The sequence below is a fragment of the Pseudobythopirellula maris genome (assembly GCF_007859945.1).
In the GTDB taxonomy this organism is placed as follows: Bacteria; Planctomycetota; Planctomycetia; order Pirellulales; family Lacipirellulaceae; genus Pseudobythopirellula; species Pseudobythopirellula maris.
On record NZ_SJPQ01000001.1, the window covers coordinates 1509368 to 1527220 of the forward strand.

The following is a 17853-nucleotide window of genomic DNA, read 5'->3' on the forward strand; positions in this document are numbered from 1 at the left end:
GGAGCGTGCCATGACGAGGCATCGGTGGTTTGGTTTGACGTTCGCCGCGGCCAGCCTTGCGGCGAGCCCCGCCTCGGCAGCCGAGGAGGGCGGCGGTGATATCTCCACGACGGTCGTCGTTGTTTGCTGGCTGATCGCCGCCGTGGGAGCGTTCGCCGCGTTGATCCAGGCGCGGCAGTTCTACAAGACGATGATCGCCGCCTCACCCGGCACCGATCGCATGGTCGAGATCGCCGGCTACGTGAGCTCGGGCGCTAACGCTTACTTGCAACAGCAGTACCGTGTGGTCGCGGTGTTCTTTCTGGTGGTCGCCCTGCTCTTGGCCTACGCGGCGTTCGGCCTGAAGGTGCAGAGCGAGTTCGTGCCGTTCGCGTTCCTCTCGGGCGGGCTGTTTTCGGGCCTCGCCGGCTGGTTCGGCATGAAGACCGCCACGGCGGCCAGCAACCGCACCGCGGCCGCCGCGCAAGAGTCGCTCAACCAAGGCTTGCAGATCGCCTTCCGCTCGGGCGCCGTCATGGGCCTCACGGTGGTCGGCTTGGGTCTGATGGACATCGCCCTGTGGTTCGCGTTCCTCTACTGGGCGTGGCCCTTCTTGAGCGACGACGTGCTCACGCCGGTTGAGATCACCGTGACGATGCTCTGCTTCGGTATGGGCGCCAGCGCCCAGGCGCTGTTTGCCCGCGTGGGCGGCGGCATCTTTACCAAGGCGGCCGACGTTGGCGCCGACCTCGTGGGCAAGGTTGAGCAGGGCATCCCCGAAGACGACCCCCGCAACCCGGCCACCATCGCCGACAACGTGGGCGACAACGTGGGCGACGTGGCCGGCATGGGCGCCGACCTCTACGAGTCGTACGCCGGCTCGATCTTGGCGACCGCCGCCCTCGGCGCCGCCGCCTTCGCCAGCCCCACCCTTGTGCCGGAGGGCATGTCTTCCGTCCAGGCGCAAATGGGCGCCCTGCTCCTGCCGATGGTTATCTCGGGACTCGGCATCGGGCTGTCGATCCTCGGCATCTACACGGTCAAGACCGACGAAGACGCCAGTCAGAAGAGCCTGCTGCACGCCCTGGCCAAGGGCATCAACCTGTCGACCGTGCTGGTGATCATCGCGGCCGTGATCGCCTCCTCCTTGCTGATGCCGACCACCGAGGCGACCCGCTGGTGGCTCGGCCTGCCGGGCGTGGCCTTCAGCGTGGTTTGCGGCGCCGTGGCGGGGCTGCTCATCGGCAAATGGACCGAGTACGCCACGAGCGACGAGTTTGCACCCACCAAGCGGCTAGCGGATCAGGCGGTCACCGGTCCGGCGACGATCATCATCGGCGGCGTGGCCGACGGCATGATGAGCGTGTGGGCCCCGGTGGTCGTGGTCTGTCTGGCCACGCTGCTCTCGTTCGGCTTCGCCAGCGGCTGGCACTTCAACGATGTCGCTTACTTCTCGGTCGGCCTTTACGGTGTCGGCATCGCCGCGGTCGGAATGCTCAGCACGCTCGGCATCACCTTGGCCACCGACGCCTACGGCCCGATCGCCGACAACGCCGGCGGCAACGCCGAGATGTCGAACCTCCCGGAGATCGTTCGCGAGCGGACCGACGCCCTGGACAGCCTCGGCAACACCACCGCCGCCACCGGCAAGGGCTTTGCGATCGGCTCGGCGGCGCTGACCGCGCTCGCCCTGTTTGCGGCTTACATCGAAGGCGTTCGCGTTGGGTTCGAGAGTTGGACCGAAGACTTCGCCACACAAACATTCAATGCCGCCGACGACGACGGGGCGGCTGGTTGGTACAAGCTCAATGACCAGTTCCTCGTCAGGCTCAACGATGACAAGTCGACCGAGTCGTACCTGATCATGCCCGAGCAACTGCAAGCGGGCGTCGGCGCCGAGGACGAGTCGCTCAACGCCTGGCGCGACCTCGACCATGAGAGCCCGCTCGGCGACACCGTCGGGGCGGAGGCTTCCGAGGCGTCCGTGGCGAGCCTGCTCGACGACTCCGGCGAGCGTCTCCTGTGGCGTCCCACCGGCACGCCGCTCTTGCCGCTCGCCGAGGCCACGCTGCCGCAGTTCAGCACCTACTACGACGCCACGCTGATGAACCCCAAGGTGCTGGTGGGCATCTTCACCGGGGCGATGGCGACCTTCGTCTTCTGCGCGATGACGATGAACGCCGTCGGACGCGCGGCCCAGGGCATGGTCGAAGAGGTCCGCCGCCAATTCCGCGAGAAGCCGGGCATCATGGACGGCACGGAACAGCCCGACTACGAGGCCCCCGTGGCGATCAGCACCCAGGCGGCCCAGCGTGAAATGATCGGCCCCTCGCTGCTGGGACTGCTGCTGCCGCTGGTGGTGGGCATGCTTTTGGGCGTGACCGGCGTCCTGGGGCTGCTGATGGGCACGCTCACCACGGGCTTCTGCTTGGCGGTCTTCATGGCCAACTCCGGCGGCTCGTGGGACAACGCCAAGAAGTACATCGAGGCGGGCGCCCACGGCGGCAAAGGCACCGACGCCCATAAGGCCGCCGTGGTCGGCGACACGGTGGGCGACCCCTTCAAAGACACCAGCGGCCCGAGCCTCAACATCCTCATCAAGCTGATGAGCATGGTCAGCCTCGTGGCGGCCGGACTGATCGTGCGGTACAGCCTGACGTCGCTGGGGTGGTTTTAAGCGGGGTTTGAGGCCCGGGGCCGCGAACCTCAGCCGTTTTCAGGGGCTCCTTCTCTTTTGCCGGAGCCCGTTTTCGGCTAAACTGGGTTTTCCCACCATTTGGTGGTCCACCCGGAGAGGTGGCAGAGTGGTCGAATGCGCCGGTTTGCTAAATCGGTGAAGGGGTCATTCCCTTCCGCAGGTTCGAATCCTGTCCTCTCCGCTACAGAAAAGGCCCCCGACGCAAAGCGTCGGGGGCCTTTTCTCGTTAATCTCACGTCGGCCGCCGCCCAACGGTCGGCAATAGCCGAGGGCCTACGGCCCTCGGACGCCCCAATATATGCGCAGCGGTCGCAACACTCCCGCCCCTCCCCCGTTAGAGATTCTCCCCAAGCAAATCTCACGGAAGGCCCACTCATGCCCCGCTACCGCAACGACCTCCCGCAGCTCAACGGCGAGACGCTGATCACCGACGGCGGGCTCGAGACCGTGCTCGTCTTTCACGAGGGCTGCGACCTGCCGGAGTTCGCGTCGTTCCCGCTGCTCGACGAACCGCAGGGTCTCGCGATCATGGAGCGATACTTCCGCCGCTACACCGAGATGGCCGAGCGGCACGGCGTCGGGCTGCTCTTGGAGTCGACCACCTGGCGTGCCAACCCCGATTGGATGGCGAAGATCGGCTGCCCCGAGGACCTGGAGCGTATCAACCACGCGGCGATCGAGCACCTCGTCGCCGTCCGCGAGGCGGCGGGCATGTCGGGGCCGGTGGTGCTGAGCGGCTGCATCGGCCCGCGTGGCGACGGCTACGTGGCCGACAACGCCATGTCCGCCGATCAAGCGACCGACTACCACGCCCATCAGGTCCGCGTGCTGGCCGACACCAAAGCGGACCAAGTCACGGCGATGACGTTCAACTACGCCGCCGAGGCGATCGGCCTCGCCCGCGCCGCGAAGGAAGCCGGCATCCCGGCGGCGATCTCGTTCACCGTGGAGACCGATGGCCGTCTGCCCACCGGCCAACCCCTGGGCGAGACGATCCAAGAGGTCGACGAGGCGACCGATTCGGCGCCAGCCTATTACATGATCAACTGCGCCCACCCCACCCACTTCGACGATGTGCTAACGGGCTCGGAGCCTTGGATCGGCCGCCTGCTCGGCCTGCGAGCAAACGCCTCCGCTTGCAGCCACGCCGAGCTCGACGCCGCCGAAGAACTCGACGAAGGCGACCCGGAGGATTTTGGCCACCACTACGTCATGCTCACCCAGCGGCTGCCGCACCTGCGTGTGCTGGGCGGCTGCTGCGGGACGGACCACCGGCATATCGGGGCGATTTGCGCGGCTTGCCTCGTGTCTAACGGCTAGGGCTTTGCCGCACACACGTCGTCGCAGCCTTGCTTCTCTCACCCGCGTTGCGTGCTAAACTCTTGTGCGCAAGCGTCGCAGGCTAATAGGACTTGGGAGAAGCGTGATGAGGTTCGTAACGATTATCGGAGCCGCCGGATTGCTGGCCTCCTTGTGCTCGGCGCCCGCGACAGCCGGCGAAGCGGCGTCCGTCTCTGCCCAAGATGCCCTTAGCCGCCTCGTTGAGGGCAACAAGCGGTTCGTTCGCGGCGAGTCGATCCACCCCCACGCCTCGGCCGATTACCGGGCGTCGCTGGCCCACGAGCAACACCCGTTCGCCACCGTGCTCGCTTGCAGCGACTCGCGTGTCACCCCGGTGCTGATCTTCGACCAAGGCGTGGGCGACCTCTTCGTGATCCGGGTGGCCGGCAACGTGGTCGACGACGACGTGACGGGCAGCATCGAGTACGCCGTCGATCACCTCGGGTGTCCCTTGGTCCTGGTGATGGGCCACAAGAGCTGCGGCGCCGTTACCGCCGCGCACCACGCCTTCGTCGCCCACGACCTTCAGGAAGAGCCGCAAGAGATCCTCTCGCTGCTGGCGCGTATCGCCCCGGCCATGCGGGGCCTCGACCGCAACAAGCCGACCGAAGGCCAGGTCGACGAGGCGATCGAGAAGAACGTTCGCATCGCAATCCAACGCCTGTCCGCTTGCCACGATTTGCACGAGTCGCTCGAAGCCGGCAAGCTCCAGATCCGCGGTGCGGTCTACGACCTGGAGACGGGCGCCGTGCATTTGCTGGGCGACTGATGTCTTCGGACGGCTGAGACTTTCTGTCGTAGCCACGCACAGCGGCGCGATTCGTGCAGCTTGCCTGGGCGAGGAGCCAGCCCACCCCCCTGGTTGCACCGGCAAGCGGATCAGCGAAAATCGCTGAAACCCTGCCCGGAAGGCAACCTTTGTGTCGGTACACGCGTATAGCAATTGTGCGTTGATTCCCTAGTCCCCCGATTCCCGAAACATCCCGCTACGAAATGGCTTTCCGCTTCGACAAGTTGACGATCAAAGCCCAGGAGGCGGTGCAGCACGCCCAGGAGCTGGCCGCTGACGCGGGCAATCCACAGATCGAACCGCACCACCTGCTCGCGGCCCTTCTTGTCGAGAGCGAGGGGGTCGTGCGCCCGGTGCTTGAGAAGATGGGGGCCAATGTCGGCCAGCTGCAGCAGATGGTTGAGGCGGAGCTCGGGCACCTGCCCAAATCGTCGAGCGGCACGCCACCGCAGCTCTCGCGCGAGCTGACCCAGGTGCTCGAAGCGGCCCAGAGCGAGGCGGGCGCGATGCACGACGACTACGTCTCGACAGAGCACCTGCTGCTCGCACTCGCCAAGACCAAGTCAAAAGCCAAAGACACGCTCGGCCTGAACGCCGTCGGCGAGGCCGACCTGCTGAAAGCCCTGCAGCAGGTGCGCGGCAGCCAACGGGTGGTCGACCAGTCGCCGGAAGGAAAATTCCAGGCGCTAGAGAAGTACGGCATCGACCTCGTGGAGCGGGCCGAAGCGGGCAAGCTCGACCCGGTGATCGGCCGCGACCAGGAGATCCGTCGGGTGATCCAGGTCCTCTCGCGGCGCCGCAAGAACAACCCGGTGCTGATCGGCGAGCCGGGCGTCGGCAAGACGGCGATCGCCGAGGGCCTGGCGCTGCGCATCGTGCACGGCGACGTGCCGGTGAGCCTCAAGAACAAGCGGGTGATCGCCCTCGACCTGGGGGCACTCGTCGCGGGCACCAAGTTCCGCGGCGAGTTCGAGGAGCGGCTCAAAGCGGTGCTCAAAGAGATCGAAGACGCCGCCGGCGGTGTAGTGCTGTTCATCGACGAGCTGCACACCGTGATCGGCGCTGGAGCGGCGGAGGGAGGCGCCGACGCGGCCAACCTGCTCAAGCCCGCCCTCGCCCGCGGCGACCTGCGCTGCATCGGCGCCACCACCCTGGACGAATACCGCAAGCACATCGAGAAGGACGCCGCGCTCGAGCGGCGGTTCCAGCCGGTGTTCGTCGGCGAGCCCTCGGTCGAGGACACGCTCGCCATTTTGCGTGGCCTCAAGCCCCGATACGAGGCGCACCACAAGGGCGTCAAAGTGAAGGACTCGGCCCTGGTGGCCGCCGCCGAACTCTCGAGCCGATATATCGCCGACCGCCAGTTGCCCGACAAGGCGATCGATCTGGTCGACGAAGCGATGAGTCGCCTGGCGATGGAGCTCGAGTCGGTGCCGGTGGAGATCGACGAGCGCCAGCGGCGCCTCGTGCAACTCGAGTTGGCCGCCCGCCAACTGGCCGACGAGACCGAGGAGCACGCCAAGCAGCGACTCGAGGACATCAACGAGGAGATGGAGACCCTGCGCCACGAGCTGGCCAGCCTCAACGAGCAGTGGGAGGCCGAGAAGCTCGGCGTCGGTTCGTCGGCCGATGTGCGCAACCGGCTGGAAGAGACCAAGCACGAGCTGGAACGCCAGACCACGGCGATCAAGGAGGCCCAGGCCGCCGGCCAGCCGATCGAAGAGTCGGCTTACCAGAAACTCTACGAACTCGATTCCGAGCGCAAGAAGCTCCAGGACCAAGTCGCCGAGGCCGATGCCCGGGCCGAAGCCGACTCGGCTGCCGGCAAGGACATGGTCGACGAGCGCCGCAAACTGCTGCGTCAGGAGGTCGGGCCCGACGAAATCGCCGAGGTCGTATCGGCCTGGACCGGCGTGCCGGTCACGCGGATGCTCGAGAGCGAGCGGGCCAAGCTGCTCGTCCTGGAGGAGCGGCTGCACCAACGCGTCGTCGGCCAGCACGAGGCGGTCGAGGCCGTGTCGAACGCGGTGCGCCGCAGCCGCAGCGGGCTCCAAGACCCGAACCGCCCGATCGGCAGCTTTCTATTCTGCGGCCCGACCGGCGTCGGTAAAACCGAACTCTGCAAGGCGCTCGCCGAGACGCTGTTCGACAGCGACCAGGCGATGGTGCGGCTCGACATGAGCGAGTTCATGGAGAAGCACACCGTCAGCCGGCTGATCGGGGCGCCCCCGGGCTACGTCGGCTACGAGGAGGGGGGCAAGCTGACCGAGGCGGTCCGCCGGCGGCCCTACGCCGTCATCCTGCTCGACGAGATCGAGAAGGCGCACCGCGACGTCTTCAACATCCTCCTGCAGGTGCTCGACGACGGCCGGCTCACCGACAACCACGGCCACACGGTCGACTTCACCAACACGATCATCGTGATGACGTCGAACGTCGGCAGCCAGCTGATCCAGAAGATCGCCGGCGAAGGGGGCTCGGCCGAGGAGATGCGCGAGGGGGTGATGGACTCGCTGGGCGGCGTGTTCCTGCCGGAATTCATCAACCGCATCGACGACGTGATCGTCTTCCAGCCGCTGGCGCGTGAAGACGTGCGGCGGATCGTCGACCTGCAGGTCGACGCGCTCGAGAAGCTGCTCGCCCGCAACGGATTGGGGCTGGTCGTCACCGACGCCGCCCGGCAGGAGCTCGCCGGCGAGGGCTACGACCCGGCGTTCGGGGCCAGGCCGCTCAAGCGTGTGGTGCAGCAGCGTTTGCAGAACCCGCTTGCGAGCGAGCTGCTACGAGGCGAGACACCCGAAGGCGCCACCGTGACGATCGACTGGCGCGACGACGAGTTCACATTCGAGATCAGCTAAAGCTCCCTCCCCCACCGGGGGAGGGAGGATCTTATCAGGCGTCGCTCAGCTGCCAGCGCTCAATCAGCACATTGGCGCCGGGGGTCATGCCACGCAGCTTGCGGGCGATCTCGGCCTTCTCGCTGGGCGAGGCCTTGTCGAGCTTGGCCTTGTACTTGTTGATCTGCTCGCGACGCTTCCGACGACGACGCAATTCACGCTGACGCTCGCTGCCTGCCATGGTTTCTCCGCGGACGCTACTAGGAGGTAATTGGGGATTTGCTGTTGGATCATCGCCGAATTCGGCGGATCGTACTTTATACTCGCGATTCGGCCGCGCGGTCAACGCGTCGGTTGACCGCCGCGGCCTGCTAAAATAAAGTCCACTGGCCGCCCTGCGGGGCGGACCCGGGTTGGGTGGCAGAGTGGTCGAATGCACCGGTCTTGAAAACCGGCGACGGGCAACCGTCCGGGGGTTCGAATCCCTCCCCAACCGCTATTTAAGACGCCGCCGGCCTCTTCCGCCCGACGTTGGCGCCAATCGTCCTCGGCAGCACTGGCAGCCTCATTGGCCACCTCCCTGGGCTACCGCATTCTGAGGTTTATCCCCCAGGGGCGCCCGCAGCTTCAGGGGCGGTTCGGCGTGATCTTTCTTCGAGTCCGTCAGTGGTGTGCGTAAGGCCTCGCTTGTAGCTACAAGCCTCGCCGCTTGCCGACTGCCGCAATCGAGTCCCAATGAAGGCTCTAGCGGCTTGCCCACGGCCTGAGGCGCCCGAAAAATTCGCGTGGTTGCGTCGGTCTGGAACACCGTCGCCCGATGACCCCGAACGGATTTCGAGGAGGCACTCATGGCTTACGCTGCGCGCACGCTGCTGGTATCGGGACTGCTAATTAGTTGCCAAGCTGGCTTTAGTCATCCAGCAGGGGCCCACGAATGGGTCGTTGGCACGGACGGAGAGATCAACGCCGCACTGCGCGACGCCGAGCCCGGTGACACGATTTCAGTCCGCCCCGGTCTCTACGAGGGAGGGCTCTACCGGGTGGGCCTCACCGGCGTGACCATCCGGCGCTGCCCCGATTCGACCGGCGAAGCTGTTTTCCGAGGCAAGCAAAACGGCCTGCACTTGGTCGACGCCGTCGACGTGATGATCGAGGGCCTTACCTTTGAGCGTCAGACGGTCAACGGCGTTAACATCGACGACGGCGGCTCGTTCGTTACCCCCTCACGCAACGTGACGATCCGCGACGTCACGGTCCGCGACATCGACCCCGATGGCAATCACGATGGCATCAAGCTCTCGGGAGTGGTGGGGTTTCTTGTCGACCGGGTGCGTGTGTTCGACTGGGGGGAGCGCGGCAGCGCGATCGATCCGGTGGGCGTGCACCAAGGCATCATCCAGAACTCACACTTCCGGCGCGCGTCGACAGTCGACAACGGCTCGGGGGTGCGGCCCAAGGGAGGGAGCACCGACATCGTGATTCGCGGCAACTTATTTGAGCACGCCCCCGGCGCGGGCCGCCCCGTGCAGGCGGGGGGCTCGGTCGGCGCGGCGGCTCGCTTCCTCGCAGGAGAGAGCGGCTACGCGGCGCGCGACGTCGCGGCCTACGGCAATCGGATCGTCGGCGGATCGAGCGCGATGAGTTGGGTCAACACGAACGGCGGGGTGTTCCACCACAACGACATACGCCAGCCGGCCGAATGGGCCTTGCGGATCCTCAACGAGAACCCCGGCGACGAGATCGTCGACACCCAGAACGGCGTGTTCATCAGCAACGCGGTCGAACACAGCAGCACCTGGAAGAAAGCGTTGAACGCCGGCGCCGAGACCATGCCCGAGACTTTTCAATTCACCGGCAACCGCTGGTTGAACGTCGATGCCCCCACACCTGGGGGCTCGATGCCCGATCTTCCCACGCCGGAGGAAGACGGCCTGTACGGCGTCGCCGCCCCCTTTGCCGCGGACGAGCCGATGCGGTGGGATTTCGATTGGGGCGAGTGGATCGTGCCTCTGGATGTGGCGGGCTTTGAGTTGGAGATCGAGGACGCTGAAAACTTACTCTTAGCGACGCCGGGCTCAAACGCCACGTTCGAGCCGCTCGCCGACGACCCGCTGTCGGGCGACTGGTCATTCGAACCGTCGGAAGAAACCATCATCACCGGGGCGTTCGATCCCTTGGTGCTAGTGCGCGCCGATTCGTGTGCGATCTGCGTACCCATGCCGGGCGACTACGACCGCAGCGGAGAGGTCGACAGCGATGATTACCAGCTGTGGGTCGAGCAGTATGGCTTTATCGGGCAAGCGTTAGCCGATGGCAACGGAGACGGCAGCGTGGACGCGGCCGACTTCACCTTGTGGCGAGACGCATCCTCAAGCGTCCCCGGCGCCGCCTCCGTACCCGAAGGTGGGGCGGGAGCTGTAACACTACTAACAGCACTTGCGCTGAGTTTGGTACGCAGGGGTCGTGGCTCGGCCGAAGCGTTTTCTCAATAACGATCGACTGGCGGCAGCCGCACCGGGCCTTTGCCCCTGCGTGCCGTGCGTGAGCTCTTGTTGACCAGCAAGTGGCGGTAGGCTGGGTTCAGTGCCGAGTCGTCTAACGCCGGGAAGTCTTGGAACGACTCCCCTTGCTCGTACGACTCGAAATTATCGCTCTGTTGCTCGGCAGGGCGGGCCGGCGGGATTTCGGGCGAAAGGCCCTGTTCGCTAGGCGATTCGGGCGAGGAACCGGCATTGCTGGGGTCGTTCATTTCAGACGACTCAGGAGAACCGGCCGCCGGAGCGACGCCACGAGGGATCAGTTCCGGCGACGGCGCCTCCGCTCGCACGGTGGCTACGGCAGGAGCTAGCTCAACAACCGTTTCGTGCGTCGCGTATTCATACACTCCACAGTGCTCGTCGCGCCACGACTCGCCCGGAGCGGGCCATTCTCGCCAGCAAGTCGGTTTGCAACCGTAGTAAGCCTCGTCGGGACCGCACGGCGAGTGGATCACGGCGTCTTCGCCCCAACACCAGAAATGCTTCTTGCGGATGTCGGTGGGGCAGCATTCCTCCTGCGCGCTCTTGGTGAACACGCCGTGCTGGCAACCGGAGGCGCCGATCAAGCCGGCGAGCATCGCGATGAGAGTCAATCTGGCGGTCACGTTCGTCTCTTTAAAACTGCGTCCACGTGGCTGGCTTACGAGCAAGCCTCAGAAACCGCTGTTGTTGCTCGAGTTACCGACATTATTGACCGCGCGGATCGTGCCGGCTCCGAGGGCCGTCACGCCCAAGACACGCTCAATGGGCGCAAAGACCTTGGCGAGAGCCGTGTCGAAGGCGACGAGCTTGTCTTCGGAGACAAACAGCCGGTCGCCCGGCAGCATCTGGTAGTTGGTGGCGACATCGCCCCGCTGGGTGATGGCCAGCCAGTCAACCGGCAACAACTGGTCACCCCCGCACGAGTTGCCACCGGGGCGGGCGACCCACATCCGAGTGCTCGACGTAGAGGTCAGCCCCTGCACTTGGCCGATGGCGTCGAGCACCGTCTCGTTGCCGCGCACCGGCAAGATGACCACGCGATCGCCCAGACCGGCGCCTTGGGTCACAACGTAAAACACTTTGCTGTTGTAGCCGAGCACATCGACCACGATCCTTGCCGACTCGAGGTACTGCGAGAGATGCGCCTCGATCGCTCGTCGCGCCTCTTCAACCGTCAGCCCCACCACGCGAACCCGGCCGTAGGTTCCTAGGTTCACCGTGCCGTCGGGCGCCACGAGGTGCTCGCCGGAGATCTGCTGCACGTCGGCGTAGGTGGCCACGGTCACCCAGACCCGAGGATCGGTGTACTCCTGCCGCAGCCGTTCGAGCAGAGCGGCTTCGAATTCTGCGACCGTGAGCCCCTCGGCCCGCATTGCGCCGATGTTATGGCCGAAGTGGATCGTGCCGTCCGGCTGGATCGAGTAGTCGCCCCCCAGCGGGTCGGAGGCGAGCAAACCGCTGGCGCCGATAGAGACCACGTCGATCGCTTGGAGCCGGTAGGGTTGCTTGGGAAGCAGCCTCAACGCCTGGATCGCAAGGATGTCGGGCGGCTCGATGATGTAATCGGGCATCGTCACCTTGGCGAGCTCACGTGGCGTGCCCGCCGGGACACACGGCGTAGGCCCCGCGGGCCTCATGCCGGGATAGACCCAGCTGCATCCACCGCACGACACGGCCGTCAGCGCCAGGATCAGCGTCGCGATGTGGGAAGCTATATGCGGCATCGATTGCTGACTGGAGTCAATAATGGAATGACGTCGTGTGGCATGCCCGCTTTAGGCGGCATACCGGCGCCATCCTGCAAATCGGTTACACTCGTTAAATCGCTCTAGTCCGTATTCCTCCCCGTCGACCTTAGTGATGGTGGGGTGCGTAAGACGTAACGAAAGGGTGACTTCGATGGCCGCGAAACGCGTTGGGATGCTAGCACTACTGGGAGCGGCGTTAGGGCTAACGGCCTTGGCCGAGCCCGCGGCGGGGCAGCGCTACCAGCCCTCCCGGCCGACGGTCAGCCCCTACCTCGACCTGCTGCGTCAGAATAATTCGCCCGTGCCGAACTACTACAGCTTGGTCCGACCGAAGCAGAGGCAGTACGAGTTCAATCGCCAGCAGCAGAATGCGCTCGAACGCAACAGCCGAGCGATTCAAGAGCTCAGCTACGGCCTTCCCTCTTCGACCCAACCGCTCAACGTCTCGCCCGGCCAGTTTTTCTACTCGGGCTCAGGCTCTCAATTCCTAGGCGACAACGGCTATTTCTCCGGGATCGCGAGCCCGCGCCTGGGCGGCGGCAATCGCCCCCGATGAGAGCGCGTCGGATCGCTGCGTTAAACGCCCTCAGGCGTTCGCCGGACGACGACTTCGGGGCGGCGGCGTTCCAGCGGCACCGCGCGGAGCACGCCCACTGAGGCGTCTGAATCTAGGGTACCGCCAGATCGGTGCAATATTTCACGCTAAGGGCGGTCCCAGAAGCAGAAGGCTGCCCGGCTTGTGGGGCGTTGCTTTCGGGACGGGTTTTGGGGCAGTCTTGTCGCCGCAAGTCCTTTGGCAGCAACCGAGCCTCGGAAGTCCCGAAAACGTCCGTTTTTGGCGCCCGCCAGGATGATCAGGTCGACGCCTCCTTTGCACTTACCGTATCGTCGCTCTACACCAGTGTGAGCCGAATACGTAGAATTCTGTTCCCGCAAACGGCCGCTTGCTGCGGCTGCATACCCATGCTTTTCCGAGGTATTGGCCATGCGAACCGTCTCCTTTATTTGTGCGATGCTTGGGTGGGTGATAGCAACCGCGGCACATGGCGGAATAGTTCTTGTGCACGCGGTCACAATCGATTTCAGGGATGAGCTTGACGCCTCCGCGAAAGCAGATTGGACTCAAAACGAGCGACTTGATATCACCGACGAAGGCCTCGGTTGGAGTGGTGAGCCCACTTCGCACTTCGAGTCAAGTGTTCGGACGAAGCCGATCGCTTTGGGCTACAACTGGCGGCCACCTCAGCAGGCTGGTGTGACCGTCACTCTCGTGGCAGATAGAAGTACGTACACGCTTAAACGCGGCCAAGAGAGCCGCCCTTATCAGGGGCAGGTCTACTTGAGGTACTCACCCGACTTAAAGCACTGGTCAACGTGGCACGTCGCCAAGTTGCGATCTGTTGATGACGGTGACGAGATGACGTTCGACGCGTCGGTAGGCGTCCCTCGCAGCGTGCGGAAGCCATATGCCGACCTGTTGCAAGCGTACTCTCGACGTGACGATGTGGCTGCTTCCTGGGACGAGGAGGCGGCAGTTCGCTGGATCGTCGGTCGCGAACCCCGTTTCTTTGCCAAGCAGCTCCCACTAGTCGGCTACGTCCAAGTCATGTACGAGGGCAATTTCAGTGGCGACCGCCGAGTACGATCGATGAACTTAAACATCGGCTACGCGATGAGCGGCATGGTGCAAGCCGCCACGAGTCGGGAAGCAACTGGCCCAGGATTCGGTCGGCATTGGGAGTACGTCGCTGACGGCGAGGACGCCAAGGAAGTCATCAATCCGGATCCCTGAGTGGCATTTATGGCATCTTCTCGTAAGTACAAATGAGTGACCCACCTGGGCCGCTTAGCGTAAAAAAATTGCGCCAAGCTGGGCGGTCCCCTCATCTCCCTCCCCCGAAGGGGAAGGGAGATTCAGACGCCGTGTGCCCGGGGCGCCCCCTCCCCTAGCCCCTCCCCCCTTGGGGGAGGGGGATTTCACACGTGGTTCAGCTTGTTAAGCCCGTTGTACGCCGCCACTTTGTAGCACTCGGCGAGCGTCGGGAAGTTGAACACGTTGTCGATGAAAAACTCGGCGGGCCCACCCAGCGCCATCACCGCCTGGCCGATGTGCACCAGCTCGGTCGCCTCGGCGCCGATGATGTGGATTCCGAGGATCTCGTGCGTCTCCTGGTGGATCAGCATCTTCATCATGCCAAGCTCGTCGCCGATCAGCTTGGCGCGGGCGATCTCGCGGTAGTGGGCGATGCCCGACTCGTAGGGAATGCCCTCGTCGGTGAGCTCCTCCTCGGTCTTGCCGACCATCGAGATCTCCGGCACGGAGTAGATGCCGAAGGGGAAGAGCTCGGTGTTGAAGTTGCGCACGTCGCACACGCCCAGGGCGTGGCAGACGGCGCGGCGGCCCTGCTCCATGCTCGTGGAGGCGAGCGCCGGGAAGCCGATCACGTCGCCGGCGGCGTAAACGTGCGGCTGATTGGTCTGGTAATGGTCGTTCACGTGCAGCCGCTCGCGGTCGTCGAACTCGACGCCGACCGTGTCGAGCCCCAGCTTGCCGCACACGCCTTGGCGGCCGACCGAGTAGAGCAGCACCTCGGCGCGTAGCTTCTTGCCGCTCTCGAGCTTGGCCTGCACGAGGGTGCGGGAGCCGCTGTCGCCTTCGTCTTGGACCTCTTCGATCGACTCGACCTTTTCGCCGCAGCGGAGCGTGATGCCCTTCTGACGCATGAAGTACTGGAACGCGCCGCCGATCTCTTGGTCGAGGAAACCGAGCACCTGATGGCGCCCTTCGACGAGCGTCACACGCACGCCGAGCGTCGCCATGATGCAGGCGTACTCTGAGCCGATCACGCCGCCGCCCACCACGATCATTGTCTTGGGGATGTGGTCGAGGTGCAGCAGCTCATCGCTGGTGAGGATGCTCGTGCCGTTGAACGGGATGTGGTCTGGCTTGGCCGGCCGGGTGCCCACGGCCACCAGGAAGCTGTCGGCCGTGACGTGGTCGATCTCGCCTTCGGGCGTGTGGATGTGCACCTCGTTCGGGCCCGCGAACTCGGCCCGGCCCCAGATCAGGTCGACGTGGTTGCGGTCGAACTGGGCGCGGATCAGCTCCCACTCGTGGCGGATGATCTGCTGCGAGAACGCCACGAGGTCGGCGATCGTAACGTCGCGTTTGGGGCGGTAGTCGGAGCCGAGCAGCGAGCGGCGGTCGGCCCCCGTGAGCATGATCGCCGCCTCGCGCAGCGCCTTGCTCGGGATCGTGCCGGTGTTGATCTGGGCTCCGCCCAAAACCGGGTTCTTCTCGACGATGGCGACCTTCTTACCCAGCTTGGCCGCCTGGATGGCGCCCTTCTGGCCGGCGGGTCCGGTGCCGATGACCAGGACGTCGTAATGCTTCATAGCGAAGTGGGCGGGGAGCGGGGATCGTTGGTGGGCGCCTGTGCCCCACAGGCTACCACCGATCGGCCCGCATGAGAACTGACGGGGATGGTGGCAAAGCAGGTGGCGCTGTAGGGAACGCCCTCTGTGGCGTTCCATAAGCAGATCCCCGGTGCCCTGTCGGACCGGATATGACGATAGTGAAGGTCGACAGGCAAACACATTCTCTCCCGCTCAGCGGGCGGCGGACTTTCAAGCTTCAACAGGAAAACGAGCGGTTATACTCAGACTTTTGCGTATCCGCTTTGCGGCACTCTCCAAAGCCCCTCCTCGATAGCGGCCGAATTTCATGGCACCCCCGTTCGAAGGCGAAACCGCAGGTGGCGCCGGCCACGCGAACACTTCCGCACGACGGCCCATCCGGCGATGGCAGTGGATCGTGGTGGGGCTGGTCGGAATGGCTTGGTTGGTCTCCGCTGTAGTGGCATTGATTGTGCTGCCTAAACTGTTGCTCGACGCCTACGACGGGGAGTCATACTCCTGGCTTAATGACCGCGTTGCCGCCCACGCCCGAGCCGCGGAGGGCACCGGTTTGCCGACTCGCGATCGCGAGTGGTACGTTGGCGCCGGAGAACGCTACGGGTATCGAGCCCTGTTACACGCTACGAGTGGACTGTTGGTGGTTCTGCTGGTGACCTTCTCCCAGACCGTTTGGCGACGAGTGAAGGGCTTTCTCTTCTACCCCGATTACTCCTTCAACCTCGGCGTGCTACGAGCGGCGGTTTTCGCAATGATGCTTTATTCGTTAACGCATCATCCGATTGCCGCGGTAGCCGCAGTACCGAATGAGTTGTACGAATGGCCCTTCTTGAGCAAATTATTCTTGTCGGCGGTGCCGATTGGACCGGGTTTTGTCGCGTGGGCGTTGCCGTTGGCGAAGATTTCGTCATTCGTCGCCGCGATAGGTCTTTTCACGCGTGTCAGCGCCCCTGTCGCCGTGGTGCTATCTTTCTGCCTGCTTGGAATCAGCAACCTGACTGGCAAAGTGAACCACGACCACCACGTGCTGCTGCTGGCTATGATTATGGCCTGCTCGCGGTGCGCAGATGGTTTCTCGCTCGATGCTCTACGGCGAAGGCTCGGTGCGTCCGAGGTGGCACGTCCGGCCAATGAGCCACAAGTCACATACGGCTTGCCAATTCGCATGACAATGGTGTTGATCGCGACTTGCTACTTCTTTCCGGGCTATTGGAAAGCCGCGGTGGGCCCGGGCTGGGTGACCGACGGGGCGATGCGGAACGTAGCGCTCGGCATCTGGTTCCAACGCGAGTACTTCGAGCCGCTTGTGCGTATCGATTTGTACGACCTGCTCGGCATAGGCGGAGCCTTGTCGGCGATTCTGTTCGAGCTCGGGTTCTTGCCGGCATTGCTCTTTCGTTGGCCACGTTACCTTTTTGCGGTCGTAGGGTTCACGTTCCACAACCTGACCAACGCGATTCTTGGCATTGCGTTCTGGCCATTACAAGCAATGTACGTGGCATTCGTCAATTGGTGGTGGCTGCTCGGTTGGCTCGGAGAGAAGATTGGCCCGAGTCGCCTTACAATCTACTTCGACGGCAATTGCAGGCTGTGCCGTCACACGATTAACTTGTTATTGGAGCTTGATTGGCTGCGCTGCCTCGAAGTTCGAAACACGCTGCAGCTAGAAAAGAGCGATCCGATCTATGCCACCGCTGACGAGCAAGCCCTTCTGACCGACATGCACGGTGCCCACTACGAGGAAGGTGCGCTGCAAACGGCTGTCGGCTACGATGTCTACCGCTGGATCGCTTGGCGAATTCCGCTGTTGTGGCCTCTGGCGCCACTGATGTACTTGCCACCCGTTTCTATCGTGGGGCGGAAGATTTATCGTAGGGTAGCCGACAGCCGAGCATGCCGGGTTCCATCACCCGTCTCACCAGCTGAAGCTCCCGCGAAGAACGGCCCGCTGTTGTGGCGAGAGGTGCCGCTTTGCGTCTTGTTTGTACTGATCATGATGGGGATGTTTTCCACCGGCTTCACCCGCAAAGTATTTTCCTGGCCGGTCGCCTGCTACCCGACCTTCGATGCGATCGGCTCGCCCTATATCGAATGGCCAACGTTCTGGGCGGTTTCCCCGAATGGCGAGCGACGCGAGCTGGACGACGACCCGATCCGTGACGCCTATGGTTCGGCTCGCTTCGTCGAAGTCCTCAGACGTTTCGTTGATCGCAACGAGCCGGACGATCGGCTGCGGCAAGCGCTGTCGGTCTTCGTCGGATTATGGAAAGAGTCTGGCGATCTCGATACCGACAGCCCGCCTGAAGCGATCGAAGTAGTCCTCGCTCGCTACCATCTGACCGGTCCGCGACGCCCCAAGGAGCCGGAGTCGACGGAGAATCGATTTCTAATCAAGTGGAACGCAATCACTCCGTGACGCATGGCAATTTTCTGCTCAGTAGCGTTCGCCAAACGCGGGTGCCGGGCTTCACGGTGGCTGTTTGCTGGCCGTTGGGCAAAATGTGTTCCTACTGTCGCGGCTCGCAAC

Annotated in this window: 12 protein-coding genes and 2 tRNA genes; 10 read left to right on the forward strand and 4 right to left on the reverse strand. The window is 64.1% G+C overall.

Translation table 11 applies throughout. The features are described 5' to 3' along the window. Window positions 1–10: 10 nt before the first annotated feature. The 5 genes from Mal64_RS05590 to clpB all read left to right on the forward strand — a co-directional run bounded on the left by Mal64_RS05590 (window position 11) and on the right by clpB (window position 7666). Window positions 11–2656: a sodium-translocating pyrophosphatase gene (locus Mal64_RS05590; RefSeq protein WP_146397882.1), complete on the forward strand. Its 2646-nt coding sequence runs from the start codon at window positions 11–13 to the stop codon at window positions 2654–2656. A gap of 113 nt (window positions 2657–2769) precedes the next feature. Then, window positions 2770–2858: transfer RNA gene (locus tag Mal64_RS05595), tRNA-Ser, on the forward strand. Between the two features lie 194 nt (window positions 2859–3052). Beyond that, entirely contained in the window at window positions 3053–3997 is a 945-nt protein-coding gene (locus Mal64_RS05600; RefSeq protein WP_146397884.1) for a homocysteine S-methyltransferase family protein, read from the forward strand. Window positions 3998–4136: 139 nt separating this feature from the next. After that, window positions 4137–4787 carry a carbonic anhydrase gene (locus Mal64_RS05605; RefSeq protein ID WP_197525478.1) on the forward strand — a complete coding sequence of 217 codons (651 nt, stop codon included), beginning with the start codon at window positions 4137–4139 and terminating at the stop codon, window positions 4785–4787. A gap of 224 nt (window positions 4788–5011) precedes the next feature. Continuing rightward, window positions 5012–7666, forward strand: a complete 2655-nt coding sequence (clpB, locus tag Mal64_RS05610; protein WP_146397888.1) for an ATP-dependent chaperone ClpB — start codon at window positions 5012–5014, stop codon at window positions 7664–7666. A gap of 34 nt (window positions 7667–7700) precedes the next feature. On the opposite strand, the gene Mal64_RS05615 is transcribed toward clpB, so the two are convergent. Beyond that, window positions 7701–7886 (reverse strand): DUF6800 family protein, encoded by a 186-nt coding sequence (locus Mal64_RS05615; RefSeq protein WP_146397890.1) that lies wholly within the window; start codon window positions 7884–7886, stop codon window positions 7701–7703. Between the two features lie 170 nt (window positions 7887–8056). Between Mal64_RS05615 and Mal64_RS05620 the strand changes: the two genes are divergently transcribed. Further along, window positions 8057–8141: transfer RNA gene (locus Mal64_RS05620), tRNA-Ser, on the forward strand. Between the two features lie 352 nt (window positions 8142–8493). Next, window positions 8494–10137, forward strand: a complete 1644-nt coding sequence (locus tag Mal64_RS05625; protein ID WP_146397892.1) for a right-handed parallel beta-helix repeat-containing protein — start codon at window positions 8494–8496, stop codon at window positions 10135–10137. Here Mal64_RS05625 and Mal64_RS05630 read toward each other — a convergent pair. Together Mal64_RS05630 and Mal64_RS05635 are read right to left on the reverse strand one after the other, a co-directional pair. Beyond that, window positions 10131–10787, reverse strand: coding sequence for a hypothetical protein (locus Mal64_RS05630; protein WP_146397894.1), 657 nt, complete (start codon window positions 10785–10787; stop codon window positions 10131–10133). The two genes, Mal64_RS05625 and Mal64_RS05630, sit on opposite strands and share 7 nt — an antisense overlap. A 48-nt stretch (window positions 10788–10835) precedes the next feature. After that, entirely contained in the window at window positions 10836–11888 is a 1053-nt protein-coding gene (locus tag Mal64_RS05635) for a polysaccharide biosynthesis/export family protein (RefSeq protein ID WP_146397896.1), read from the reverse strand. Window positions 11889–12063: 175 nt separating this feature from the next. Here Mal64_RS05635 and Mal64_RS05640 point away from each other — a divergent pair, with 175 nt between their 5' ends. Beyond that, window positions 12064–12468 (forward strand): hypothetical protein, encoded by a 405-nt coding sequence (locus tag Mal64_RS05640; RefSeq protein ID WP_146397898.1) that lies wholly within the window; start codon window positions 12064–12066, stop codon window positions 12466–12468. Window positions 12469–12897: 429 nt separating this feature from the next. Next, entirely contained in the window at window positions 12898–13704 is an 807-nt protein-coding gene (locus tag Mal64_RS05645; RefSeq protein WP_146397900.1) for a hypothetical protein, read from the forward strand. A gap of 185 nt (window positions 13705–13889) precedes the next feature. Here the strand turns inward: Mal64_RS05645 and sthA are convergent, their stop codons facing one another. Continuing rightward, complete coding sequence (sthA, locus tag Mal64_RS05650; RefSeq protein ID WP_146397902.1) at window positions 13890–15308, reverse strand: Si-specific NAD(P)(+) transhydrogenase; 1419 nt, start codon at window positions 15306–15308, stop codon at window positions 13890–13892. A gap of 328 nt (window positions 15309–15636) precedes the next feature. Here sthA and Mal64_RS05655 point away from each other — a divergent pair, with 328 nt between their 5' ends. Continuing rightward, window positions 15637–17742: a DCC1-like thiol-disulfide oxidoreductase family protein gene (locus tag Mal64_RS05655; protein WP_146397904.1), complete on the forward strand. Its 2106-nt coding sequence runs from the start codon at window positions 15637–15639 to the stop codon at window positions 17740–17742. Window positions 17743–17853: the final 111 nt, after the last annotated feature.

Coding starts and splice junctions, on each gene's coding strand:
- Mal64_RS05590 (WP_146397882.1), top strand. CDS start 11: ATGACGAGGCATCGGTGGTTTGGTTTGACGTTCGCCGCGGCCAGCCTT.
- Mal64_RS05600 (WP_146397884.1), top strand. CDS start 3,053: ATGCCCCGCTACCGCAACGACCTCCCGCAGCTCAACGGCGAGACGCTG.
- clpB (WP_146397888.1), top strand. CDS start 5,012: ATGGCTTTCCGCTTCGACAAGTTGACGATCAAAGCCCAGGAGGCGGTG.
- Mal64_RS05615 (WP_146397890.1), bottom strand. CDS start 7,886: ATGGCAGGCAGCGAGCGTCAGCGTGAATTGCGTCGTCGTCGGAAGCGT.
- Mal64_RS05625 (WP_146397892.1), top strand. CDS start 8,494: ATGGCTTACGCTGCGCGCACGCTGCTGGTATCGGGACTGCTAATTAGT.
- Mal64_RS05635 (WP_146397896.1), bottom strand. CDS start 11,888: ATGCCGCATATAGCTTCCCACATCGCGACGCTGATCCTGGCGCTGACG.
- Mal64_RS05640 (WP_146397898.1), top strand. CDS start 12,064: ATGGCCGCGAAACGCGTTGGGATGCTAGCACTACTGGGAGCGGCGTTA.
- Mal64_RS05645 (WP_146397900.1), top strand. CDS start 12,898: ATGCGAACCGTCTCCTTTATTTGTGCGATGCTTGGGTGGGTGATAGCA.
- sthA (WP_146397902.1), bottom strand. CDS start 15,308: ATGAAGCATTACGACGTCCTGGTCATCGGCACCGGACCCGCCGGCCAG.
- Mal64_RS05655 (WP_146397904.1), top strand. CDS start 15,637: ATGGCACCCCCGTTCGAAGGCGAAACCGCAGGTGGCGCCGGCCACGCG.